Genomic DNA, 11,690 nt, shown 5'->3' on the forward strand with positions numbered 1-11,690 from the left:
CGATGGTCCGGCCCATGCTGGCCTCTACAACCCGGCCGTCCTGTACCCGGATGATGCATCGCTGGCCGCTGCCATCGCCCAGGTCGCCGCCAAAGCGCAAGCAGCTTCCAGAGGGGCACCGGGCACCGGGTCGGCCAGGCTTTCTACGTCGGGGTTCCGGGTGGCAGCGGAGTGGAGCTCACTGTCGACCGACCAGCCGATCAGTGGCAGTGGAAAGGACGGCCAAGTCGCCACAGTAGTGCCGCTCTGGACTCCGGCGTCCTGCTCGACAAACACCTCGACTCGAGCACAGCCTCGCGGCCCAAGCTCGACCACGGATACCTTAGCGTGGTCGATTTGGTCAAGGCGCGTGCCTTCCACGCGGATGCCCTGGTATTTGGCGGCACTGGCGAGGTCGATGCCGCTGGCATCGCGTGTGAACGTTCTGGCCGCGTATTTCCCGTGGGTGAGCCCTGGAGCAGCATGGTGCGGTTGTCGGCTTCACGGCCGCGCAGCACGACACAACGCACGAGTTGTACCGCCGCTCAACGGAATCCCGGGAAGGAGGCTCTCCCCGGGTGTCCTTGAGGCCGCGCCCTCGAGCGGCCTCGCCTGACCTTCATACGCATCCTTGCAACCCGAAGAGGAACGACATGGCATCGCCATCGATCAACTCAGCGGCCACTCCAAGTGGAGCCGGCTCCCTGGAGTGTCGGCGAGAGCGGTGGCTGGCGGTCGCGCCGGCCGCTGTGACGATTCGCTGGGCCACCACGCCACGGAACACTTCCTGTCCACCGGACACCTGGTCATGCAGGGCTTTGAGCCGGGGGAGTGGTTCTGGGACGATGCGGGGGAGCAAATCACCGGGGGCTCCGTTCTGGCTCCGCTACGCAGCCACCGTAGGACCAAACAGCGCCGGGACCCGCTGACCGGCTCCCGGTCGACTGGCTTGAAATCCTCGCAAACAAGGGCAACGCCAGCTGATGGCGCCGCACCGGATGGATGCCTTGCCGTCCTGCCAACGGAGCGGAAAATTCGGAACGTGGGGCAAACCTGTCTTCAATCGGGGCATCAATGTCGTTGGGTTCGGCCCGGCATGCCGATCTCGCCATGGAACACCGTCGCCTAGGCGCCGTGAATCGAGTGTGCCGATGTCCCGTTCCCTGGTGGGCAGTGAGACGGCAGGGCAAGGAAAAGGCGGCTCCCGGAACATTGTTCCGAAAGCCGCCTCGGCCTGTTTAGCGCTTGTTCATCGGGTAGGTCATGCGCTGACGCTGACCTTGGTCGGGGCCGGGGCGTTGACGCGTTCGAGGTGTCCGTGCCGGGGGATGAACGCCGTCAAGACCATGGCCAGTGCCGCGGCCGAGATCGAGATCATGAAGGTCATCTGGAAACCGGCCAGGCTCGGTACGGTCACCGGGCCCAGGTTGAGCGTCATCTGCGCCAGCACCACGCCCATGACTGCGGCGGAGACTGAGGTTCCCACTGAGCGCATCAGCGCATTGAGGCCGTTGGCAGCCGCGGTGTCCGAAAGCGGGACCGAGCCCATGATCAGTGCCGGCATCGCTGCGTAGGCCAAGCCGATCCCGCCGCAGATCACCATGGAGGCCAGCGTGATGTGCCAGATTTCCTGGTTCCAGATTAGGGCCAGCACGTAGCCCAGGGCTACGACGGCCGAACCTGTCAGCAGCGTCGTCTTCGGGCCGCGGGCGGCTGTGATCTTCGCCGAAACCGGGGAGAGCAGCATCATGACCACTCCGCCCGGGGCTAGTACGAGTCCGGCTTGCACCATGCCCAGCCCCATCCCGTATCCGGTGGAATCGGGTGCCATGAGCAGCTGTGGGAACGCAAGGTTCATGCCGTACATGGCGAACCCCACGGCGATGGAAGCCATGTTGGTGAACAGGACGCTCGGACGGATCGAGACCCGCAGGTTGACCAGCGGAGCGGTGGTGCGCCATTCGAAGATGCCCCAGCAGGCCAGGATGAGCACCGCGGCGGCAAAGAGCCCCAGGGTCAACGGGCTGGTCCAGCCCCAGTCCGCGCCCTTGGTGATCGGCAGCAGGAACGCCACCAGGCCGAGCGAGAGTCCGAAGGCGCCCCACCCGTCGAAGGAGGCACGTGAGCCGGGTGCGGATTCTCGCAGGACCGCTGCGACCAGCGCAAGGCAGATGATGCCCAATGCCGCCGAGGCCCAGAAGAGCATGTGCCAGTCGGCGTGCTGGGCAATGAGGGCGGCAAGGGGGAGTCCGACGGCGCCGCCGACACCCATGGTGGCGCTCATGGTGGCGACTGCCGAACCCATCCGCTCACGGGGAAGCACGTCTCGCAGCAGGCTGATGCCCAGCGGGATGGCGCCCATGGCCAGACCCTGCAGGGCGCGTCCGATCAGCATCGGCAGCAGGCCCACCGTCACGGCGCAGAGGATGGAACCGATGACCAGCGCGCCCAAGGAGATCATCAGCATGAGCCGTTTGCCGAAGATGTCACCGAGGCGGCCCGAGATCGGGGTGACGATGGCGCCGGCTAGAAGCGTGGCGGTTATCACCCAGGCCGAGTTGGCGCGCGATGTGTCCAGCAGCGTGGGCAATTGCGGGATCAGTGGGATCATGATGGTTTGCATCAGCGAAACGGCAATGCCGACAAACGCCAGAACCGCAATGATCAGGCCGGGCCTGACCGGTGTAGGGGGCGTTTCTGCTGGACTTTTCGGCATGGGGCTCCTGTGTGGACTGAAAAACGGGGAAGTATGCATCATACATAAAATATGTATGATGCATACGAATGGTGTTCGATTCAGAGAGACGGGACGTCACATGGCAGGGTTTAAAACATTGGCGCAGTTGCAATACGAGCTCATGCTCTTCTCGCGCTACCACCTGCGCCCGCACCACAACGACGAACCGCTGCTCGAGCGTTCCGCTCAGGTGCTGCTCAGTCGAATGGAGCACGTTGAACCGATGACGCTCAAGGAGCTCTCCCGGGCCTTGCGCCTGGATGCCTCCACCATCCACCGTCAAACGGCTGCCCTGCTGCGGCAGGGCTACCTTGAATATGCGCAGCATCAGCCCGGTGAAGTGGCCCGCAGGATGGCTCCCACGGCGGAGGGGCTGGCCATGCTGGACTCGACGCGGGGCGCGCTGAGGGAGGGCATCGAAAAGGTGGTGGGGCGGTGGCCCGAGGAAAAGGGAGAGCTATTTGCCGCCCTGTTGCGGGAATTCAACGAGGGCGTTGAGCAACTGGAGGGAACGTCCTGGCCGCGGACGCGCGCCTAGCTGCCGATTCGAGAGGTCAGGCGGGCTGAGCGACAAGTTGCCGGAGGGGCCGCTGGGTGAGAATCGCGCCCCAGGTCATCAGCGCGTGGCCGCCGGCGTAAGCGGACGTAATGGCGAAATCGAACTGCGGGAATTCGAATCCCGGAATGAAGGGCTGCATTGCCAGAATTGAATCCGAGAGCACGAACAACGTGTGCCGGACCCGCAGCCAGAGTAAACCGGAGCTGGCCAACGACATCATCGACAGGACCGTCATCGAGTAGAGGAGCACCGCCGGTGCCATGGATCCGGCATGCGGCAGGGCGGGGGCGAGTACCGTCCCGCACAGCAACGGATAGGTCACCAAGTACGGGCGGATATCGTGCAAACCATGCCCGGGGTGAAGTGAAATAGCAACGCATGGGCGATGTAAGCGACCGCGAAGCCGACGAGCCCGATCCGGAATCCCTGCCTGCTCAGGTCCGAGGCGTCGCCGATCGTCGAGCAGGTCCACGTGGGGGTGCCGATTAGGCTGGCCGGCGAAAGTGGCTTGGGCAAGGTTGCCAAAAAGACCCTAGAAGCAGCGTTGGGATCAGCTAATTCTTCGGTTCGGCGGAAAGGGCCACGTTGCCGAGCAGGAGCGCGGACAGGTGCGCGAGCGCTACCATGACGAACGGAAGGAGAGGCTGCGCCTCATCCTGCTGACCCTTTTCGTTCGCAAAGCGCAGTAGGGCCCCGCGGTGCTATCGGCGGGTTAATCCGGTGAAACAAGAAAGGTCCCGATCTTTTCAGATCGGAACCTTTCCCCCTTTGGAGGGGATGACGGGAATCGAACCCGCGTAATCAGTTTGGAAGACTGAGGCTTTACCATTAAGCTACATCCCCGGAATTTGCCCCGCGGTGCGTTGCAACAAGAAGACCTTAGCAGTGCCTGAACTCGTCGTGCAAATCGAGTTCCACATGGCCTTTTTGGTCCAGCAGCCCCGGACCGGTGAAGGGGCGCGACCCGCTTCCCGTTGTTGCTGGACTCGGCGAGACGGCATCGGAGAAAGCGACCAGCCAATATCCTGCCGTGCACGCAAAGGCTTCGAGCGCGGGGCAACGGAAGTCCTCCGACAGCGCCGGTAGCGGAGGTGCCCGTGGCCGTCCGCGTTCGCGGGAGCGCTGTGCCCGCGTTCCGACGGAGGGTGCCCCGGCAGTCGGTATCGGCTGGTGAGCGGTGGGGGCATGGGTGGAGTCCCGGCTCCACCCGGGGCGATCTGCGGAATGACGTAGCGCAGGCGGCTTGGCTCGATTGACGGTGCGGGGTCATTAGCTGGATAGGAGGGTGTGCGTCGCTTCTACCGGCGGTGAACGTCGTGTACCGGCACGAGTCACTTGGGGGAGCACGGCTAATGCAAAGTCGGTAGCGGTGGAATCCAACCCCGGCGCAACACGCGCCCAACGGTGCTTCTGATGACGAAAGACCCCTGTTAGAACTGGTGATTGTCGAGATCATCAGTGCAACAGGAGTCCTTCCATGCCATCTTCCCCCATCACCCGCATCCGCCGCCAGCTGGAGGACCTGCCCCGGGACCTCGCCCAGCACATCGAGGCGCAATCCATCGCCGAGGTCTTGGCCTTGTTTCCCGATCCCCGCAAGCCCCGCGGCGTCCGCCATGCCCTGGCCTGGATCCTGGCCACCACCCTGTGCGCCGTGCTCGCCGGCTCGAAATCCTTTGCCGCCATCGCTGACTGGGCGCTTCACGCCGCCGACACCTCCCTGCACGGCACCGGCTTCCGAGCCCCGCACGTGACCACCTACCAACGCGTCCTGGGTTCCCTTGACGCCGACGCGTTCGACCAGGCCGTGGGAACCTGGGTACGCACCCGCATCGATGCCCAGGTCATTGCCATCGATGGCAAGGAGGTCCGTGGCGCCAAGCACGCAGGCGGAACCCGGGTGCACCTGATGGCCGCGGTCGACCACAACACCGGCGCCGTCCTGGGACAAGTCGAGGTTGGTGGGAAAACCAATGAGATCACGCAATTCGAGACGCTCCTGGAAACCCTGGGTGACCTGCAGGGCAGGATCTTTACCGCCGACGCCCTGCATACCCAGCGGGCTCACGCCGAGTTCCTCCACCAGCAGGGGGCGCATTTCGTGCTCACCGTGAAAGCCAACCAGCCCAAGCTGCTCAAGCACTTGACTGCCCTGCCGTGGGAGCTTGCACCGGTGGGCAATGACCAGCGCGATACGGGCCATGGACGCCGGGCCATCCGGAGGATCAAGGTCTCCAGCGTCCCGAAAGGCCTGGGCTTCCCCCACGTCGCCCAAGTGGCCCAACTGATCCGCAAAACCAAGAAACGAGGCACGAACACCTGGTCCATCGAAACGGTCTACATCATCACCTCCGTGCCCGTGCATCGGGGCAGCCCAAAGCAACTGAACACCTGGGTCCGGGGGCACTGGGGCATAGAAAACGGTCTCCATTGGCGGAGGGACTCAATTTATTTGGAGGACAAATCACAGGTCCGGACCGGATCAGCACCCCGGGTGATGGCCTCCATGCGGAGCCTGGCGATCAGCGTCCTACTGCTGGCCGGCACCAAGAATGTCGCCCAGGGCAACCGCAAGATGTCCTTCAACCCGGCCCGTCCAATGAAAACCATTGGGATTACGGGCCTATCAACGACTTTGCATTAGCCGTGCTTGGGGGAGTGGGGCCGGGAGAGGGTTCGATGCGTCCGAGATGGCGGCTGAGGATGCGCCGCGGGCTTTCCCTTTTCACCGGCGTGCGGATGCATTCCATGCGCTGGCCGAAATGAAAGGGCCGGTCCAGGGCGGACGATGCGGTCGGCCGCGGTCCGCGCATGGGCCCCGGCGGGGAGGTGCTTAGCGTTGGGTTCGGGGATCCGGCGGGGCCGTGGCGCACGAATTTGGCTTTCCCCGAAAGTCGAGTATCTTTGTGGGGCGCCATCGTGGATTCTAGAAGTTACGTGACGCGGGGATTAGTAGTTGAGAGTAGATTCTGCATAAACTAATTCTGCACTAATCGGGGTGTAGCTCAGCTTGGCTAGAGCGCGCGCTTTGGGAGCGTGAGGTCGCAGGTTCGAATCCTGTCACCCCGACACTGTACAAAACCCCGCAAGGTTCGCTTTGCGGGGTTAGCAGTCCAGTCAGACCACATCAGACACCAGGAGAGCCACGCTGTGAAGAGCGCCGTCGAAAACCTCAGCCCCACCCGGGTCAAGCTCAACGTCGAAGTTCCCTTGGAGGAATTGAAGCCGAGCATCGATGAGGCTTACAAGACCATCGCAAAGCAGATCCAGGTTCCCGGTTTCCGTAAGGGTAAGGTCCCGAACCGCCTCGTCGACCAGCGCGTTGGCCGTGGCTACGTCCTGGAGACGGCAGTCAACGACTCCCTGAACGGTTTCTACCAGGCAGCCGTCACCGAGGCTTCGATCATCCCGCTTTCGCGTCCCGAGGTTGAGATTACCGAGGTTCCTTCCGCGGTTGCCAACGAAGGCCAGCTGGTCTTCCAGGTCGAGATCGACATCCGTCCCTCGATCGAGCTGCCGGAGTACAAGGGCCTCGAAGTCACCGTTGAAGCCGCCGAAGCCGGCGAAGAAGACATCACCAAGGCCCTTGAAGACCTCCGCGGTCGTTTCGGCACGCTGAAGACCGTTGAGCGCCCCGCCGCCGACCAGGACTTCATCACCCTCGACCTCACCGCCAGCGTTGATGGCGAAGAAATCGATGCAGCTACCGGCCTGTCCTACCAGGTTGGCTCGGGCACCATGCTCGAGGGCATGGATGAGGCCGTCACCGGCCTGTCCGCCGGCGAAGACGCCACCTTCGAGACCAGCCTCGCCGGCGGCGAGTACGCCGGCAAGCCTGCACAGGTCAAGGTCGTTGTCACTGCCGTGAAGGAGCGCGAGCTTCCGGAAGCCAACGACGACTTCGCACAGCTGGCCTCCGAGTTCGACACCATCGACGAACTGAAGGAAGACCTGGCCAAGCAGGCCGCCGAATCCAAGATCGTCGAGCAGGGCATTGCCGCCCGCGACCTGGTCATGGACAAGCTGATCGAACTCATCGAGGTTCCGGTTCCGGAATCCGTGATCACCGAGCAGGTTGAGCAGCACTTCGAGCAGGGTGCACACACCGAAGGTGAAGAGCACGACACCGAGGAGCACCGCACCGAGGTCAAGGGAAATACCGAGAAGGCCTTCCGCAATGAGATCATCCTCGATGCAGTTGCCGAGAAGGAAGAAATCGGCGTTGCCCAGGGCGAGCTGATCGACTACATCGTCCAGACCGCCAGCCAGTACGGCATGGAGCCGAACCAGTTCGCGCAGATGCTCGACGGTGCCGGCCAGGTTCCGATGATGGTCGGCGAAGTCCGCCGTCGCAAGGCACTGGCCAAGGTCCTTGAGCTTGCCATCGTCACCGACACCGCAGGCAACGTCGTTGACCTGAGCAGCTTCGTGAAGCCGGCTGACGAAGAAGCAGTGGCAGCTTCTGCTTCCTCCGCCTCGTCGGCGTCCTCCGCTTCCGCGGAGTCGGCCGAGTAGCAGCCGCTCTCACACGCTTTACCCAGGCCGGCGGGCCCGCTTTCGAGCGGGGCCGCCGGCCTTTTTAAGCCCTCGGTGATGTGCGCCGCAGGTACCATGCGCCCACAGCGAACAGTCGGTGCGGAGCCCCCAAACAGGGCCTCCCAGGCAGTAATGTTCAAGGAAGTAAAGCGCTCATGGCCCCGACCGCTGGGTTGATGGTCGTGGCATTACGGAGAGGTATTCGAACATGTCAAGTGACGCCCTGAACCCCACCATGGCTTCGGTAGATCCGGTAGCCCGTGAGGATTACATCTACAACCGCCTCCTCAAGGAGCGGATCATTTGGTTGGGCACCGAGGTGAGCGACGCTAACGCGAACGCCATCTGCTCCCAGCTGCTGCTGCTCTCGGCCGAGGATCCGGAAAAGGACATCTGGCTGTACATCAACTCTCCCGGTGGCTCGATCACCGCGGGCATGGCGATCTACGACACGATGAAGTTCATCCCGAATGACGTCGTCACCGTCGCCACCGGCTTGGCCGCCTCGATGGGCCAGTTCCTGCTCTCCTCGGGCACGCCGGGCAAGCGCTACGCCACCCCGAACGCCCGCATCCTGATGCACCAGCCTTCCGGCGGCATCGGCGGCACCGCCTCGGACATCCGTATCCAGGCCGAGCTGATCCTGCACATGAAGAAGGTCATGAGCGAACTGACCGCCGAGCAGACCGGTCAGACCGTTGACACCATCCTCAAGGACAACGAGCGCGACAAGTGGTTCACCGCCACCGAAGGCCTGGCCTACGGCTTCTTCGACCACATTGCCCAGAATTCCGGCGCGGTATCCGGCGGCGGCGGGGTCGCGAAGTAATCGTGACGGTCCGAACCGATACCACTGATTTCCCAGGAGAAACCATGAACCACACACCGCATGCCACTGCCGGCGAAATGCCTTCGGCACGGTACATCCTGCCCCAGTTCGAGGAGCGTACCCCGTACGGCTTCAAGCGCCAGGACCCCTACGCGAAGCTCTTCGAGGACCGCATCATCTTCCTTGGCGCGCAGGTCGACGATGCTTCAGCCGACGACGTCATGGCGCAGCTGCTGGTCCTCGAATCGATGGACCCGGAACGCGACATCACCCTGTACATCAACTCGCCGGGCGGCTCCTTCACTGCCATGACGGCGATCTACGACACGATGCAGTTCGTGCGTCCAGAGGTGCAGACCGTATGCCTCGGCCAGGCGGCAAGTGCCGCTGCTGTGCTCTTGGCCGGCGGAGCACCGGGCAAGCGCCTGGCGCTTCCCAACGCCCGCATCCTGATCCATCAGCCGGCCATGGGTGGCGGGGAACGGGGCACCGCCTCCGACCTGCAGATCCAGGCAGAGGAAGTCATGCGCATGCGTGCCTGGCTCGAGCAGACCCTTGCCGGCCACAGCAACAGGACGGCAGAGGAAGTCGGCAACGACATCGAGCGCGACCTGTACATGACGGCAACCGAGGCCAAGGCCTACGGCCTGATCGACGAGGTCCTGACCCCGCGCAAAATCAAGCCCCAGGCAATTTCCAAGTAGCCTGGCACAGGTGTACGACGGGTGGCCCGTAGGTGATATATTTCGCACCACGGGCCACCCTTCACCGTTTCAACGGTGTACTGACTTACAGTTGAGGTAGCTCAAAGATCGCCAGCCCGCCCGGGTGTGGCTCTACCGGGACCGGACAAAGGGGACCACACACCATGGCACGTATCGGTGAAAACTCGGATCTGCTCAAGTGCTCCTTCTGTGGGAAGAGCCAAAAGCAGGTCCGCAAGCTGATCGCCGGGCATGGTGTGTACATCTGCACCGAATGCATCGAGCTCTGTAACGAGATTATCGAAGAGGAGCTTGCCGAGGTCGAGGAAGGTACCGACTTCGAGCTGCCCAAGCCACGCGAGATCTTCGACTCGCTGCAGGAATACGTGATCGGTCAGGAAGCCGCCAAGCGTTCGCTGGCCGTGGCAGTCTACAACCACTACAAGCGGATCCAGTCCGGTTCCGCCTCCAAGCCGGCTGCCTCGCTGGCCGCTACCCCGGGGAGTTCGCTCGACGAGGTCGAGGTCTCGAAGTCCAACATCCTGCTGATCGGCCCCACCGGCTGTGGCAAGACCTACCTCGCACAGACGCTGGCCCGTCGGCTGAACGTCCCGTTCGCCGTCGCCGATGCCACGGCGCTGACCGAGGCCGGATACGTGGGCGAGGATGTCGAGAACATCCTGCTCAAGCTCATCCAGGCTGCCGACTACGACGTCAAGAAGGCCGAACAGGGCATCATCTACATCGATGAGATCGACAAGATCTCGCGTAAGAGCGAAAACCCCTCCATCACCCGAGACGTATCGGGAGAGGGAGTCCAGCAGGCCCTGCTGAAGATCCTCGAGGGTACCGTTGCCGCCGTGCCGCCGCAGGGCGGACGCAAGCACCCGCACCAGGAATTCATTCAGATAGACACGACCAACGTGCTGTTCATCGTTGCCGGGGCATTTGCCGGGCTCGAGGAAATCATCGGCTCGCGGGCCGGGCGCAAGGGCATTGGCTTCGGGGCCCCGCTCTCGGCGCTGAAGTCCGAGGAGGCCTCCTACTCGGATGTGCGTCCCGAGGACCTGCTGAAGTTCGGACTGATCCCGGAATTCATCGGCAGGCTCCCCGTGATCACCACGGTGGAGAAGCTGGACCGCGAAGCATTGATTCGGATCCTCACCGAACCGAAGAATGCACTGACTAAGCAGTACCAGAAGATGTTCCTCATCGACGGGGTGGAGCTGAGCTTCGAGCAGGACGCGCTGGAGGCCATCGCTGACCTGGCCCTGGACCGGGGAACCGGTGCCCGTGGCCTGCGTGCGATCCTGGAGGAGACGCTCAGCGCCACCATGTTCGATATGCCCAGCCGTGATGACATCGCCGAGGTCATCATCAACGCCGATGTGGTCCGCGACGGTGCCGAACCCACCTTGATCTCCGCGCAGCTGGCTTCCAAGCGTGGAAAGAAAACCGCCTGACTTCTTCCAGCAGGGAACAAAAGGCAACGTCCCTATGTTGTGTTCGATGAAGATTCTAGTAACTAATTCAAGGAGTTCCAGTGTCCGAAAAGACCCGCGTCGACTTTTGGTTTGATCCTGCCTGCCCCTTCGCCTGGGCGACCTCGCGTTGGATCCTAGAAGTGGAAAAGGTCAGGGACATCACCCCGGTCTGGCACGTCATGAGCCTTTCCGTCCTCAACGAGGGCCGCGATCTGCCCGAGGAATACCGCGCGTTCAACGACCGCGCCTGGGGTCCGGTCCGTGTCATCATCGCCGCCGCTCAAGCACACGGCGAAAAGGTCATCGGCGAGCTGTACACCGCCATGGGCTCCCTCATCCACTACGAGGGTGTGGAGGACTACAACGAGGTCATCGAGCGCGCACTGGAGACGATGGGTCTGCCGGCCGAGCTTGCCGCAGCCGCAACAACCGACTCCTTCGATGAGGCACTTCGTGCCAGCCACCAGGAGGGCATCTCCCAGGTCGGCCAGGATGTTGGAACCCCGGTCGTGGCCATCAACGGAACGGCGTTCTTCGGACCGGTGATCACACGCGTTCCGACCGGCGAGGAAGCCGGGAAGATCTTTGACGCCTCGGTGACCCTGGCATCCTACCCGCACTTCTTCGAACTCAAGCGTAGCCGCAGCGAATACCCCGCCTTCAACCTTGAAAAAGTAAACGCCTAAACAGCGTCTAGTGCGTAGATAACCAAAAATCATGGACGGGCCTCGGCGTTGGGAACAACGTTGAGGCCCGTCTGTTGCATGCCTGGGAAGTTGCCGCGCATAATCATAGATACGCACCACACCGAAAAGGTGCGAGAACGAACACCAGATCCACAGTGACGGATATCGGGAATCTT

Annotated in this window: 9 protein-coding genes and 2 tRNA genes; 8 read left to right on the top strand and 3 right to left on the bottom strand. The window is 62.8% G+C overall.

Annotated features, from left to right (window positions below; genetic code table 11):
- Nucleotides 1-1,240: 1,240 nt before the first annotated feature.
- Complete coding sequence (locus E9229_RS15300) at nt 1,241-2,695, bottom strand: MFS transporter (RefSeq protein WP_183512499.1); 1,455 nt, start codon at nt 2,693-2,695, stop codon at nt 1,241-1,243.
- Between the two features lie 100 nt (nt 2,696-2,795).
- On the opposite strand from E9229_RS15300, the gene E9229_RS15305 reads away from it, so the two are divergent.
- Entirely contained in the window at nt 2,796-3,254 is a 459-nt protein-coding gene (locus E9229_RS15305; protein ID WP_183512501.1) for a MarR family winged helix-turn-helix transcriptional regulator, read from the top strand.
- Nucleotides 3,255-3,270: 16 nt separating this feature from the next.
- On the opposite strand, the gene E9229_RS15310 is transcribed toward E9229_RS15305, so the two are convergent.
- Nucleotides 3,271-3,621, bottom strand: a complete 351-nt coding sequence (locus E9229_RS15310) for a lysoplasmalogenase family protein (protein ID WP_183512502.1) — start codon at nt 3,619-3,621, stop codon at nt 3,271-3,273.
- A gap of 423 nt (nt 3,622-4,044) precedes the next feature.
- A tRNA-Gly gene (locus E9229_RS15315) sits at nt 4,045-4,118 on the bottom strand.
- 634 nt (nt 4,119-4,752) lie between these two features.
- Here E9229_RS15315 and E9229_RS15320 point away from each other — a divergent pair.
- The 7 genes from E9229_RS15320 (at nt 4,753) to E9229_RS15350 (ending at nt 11,514) form a co-directional block, all read left to right on the top strand.
- Nucleotides 4,753-5,919: an ISAs1 family transposase gene (locus tag E9229_RS15320; RefSeq protein WP_221184360.1), complete on the top strand. Its 1,167-nt coding sequence runs from the start codon at nt 4,753-4,755 to the stop codon at nt 5,917-5,919.
- A gap of 350 nt (nt 5,920-6,269) precedes the next feature.
- Nucleotides 6,270-6,344, top strand: a tRNA-Pro gene (locus E9229_RS15325).
- An 81-nt stretch (nt 6,345-6,425) separates the two neighbouring features.
- The gene (gene tig, locus E9229_RS15330; RefSeq protein ID WP_183512503.1) at nt 6,426-7,790 is read left to right on the top strand and encodes a trigger factor; all 1,365 of its coding nucleotides are present in this window, start codon (nt 6,426-6,428) and stop codon (nt 7,788-7,790) included.
- 256 nt (nt 7,791-8,046) lie between these two features.
- Complete coding sequence (locus E9229_RS15335) at nt 8,047-8,640, top strand: ATP-dependent Clp protease proteolytic subunit (protein WP_183513088.1); 594 nt, start codon at nt 8,047-8,049, stop codon at nt 8,638-8,640.
- A 44-nt stretch (nt 8,641-8,684) separates the two neighbouring features.
- Complete coding sequence (locus E9229_RS15340) at nt 8,685-9,344, top strand: ATP-dependent Clp protease proteolytic subunit (RefSeq protein ID WP_183512504.1); 660 nt, start codon at nt 8,685-8,687, stop codon at nt 9,342-9,344.
- Between the two features lie 164 nt (nt 9,345-9,508).
- Entirely contained in the window at nt 9,509-10,807 is a 1,299-nt protein-coding gene (clpX, locus tag E9229_RS15345; protein ID WP_183512505.1) for an ATP-dependent Clp protease ATP-binding subunit ClpX, read from the top strand.
- A gap of 80 nt (nt 10,808-10,887) precedes the next feature.
- On the top strand, nt 10,888-11,514 hold the full coding sequence (locus E9229_RS15350; protein ID WP_183512507.1) for a mycothiol-dependent nitroreductase Rv2466c family protein: 627 nt from the start codon (nt 10,888-10,890) through the stop codon (nt 11,512-11,514).
- The last annotated feature ends 176 nt before the right edge of the window (nt 11,515-11,690 follow it).

The organism is Paeniglutamicibacter cryotolerans, assembly GCF_014190875.1.
Classification (GTDB): domain Bacteria; phylum Actinomycetota; class Actinomycetes; order Actinomycetales; family Micrococcaceae; genus Paeniglutamicibacter; species Paeniglutamicibacter cryotolerans.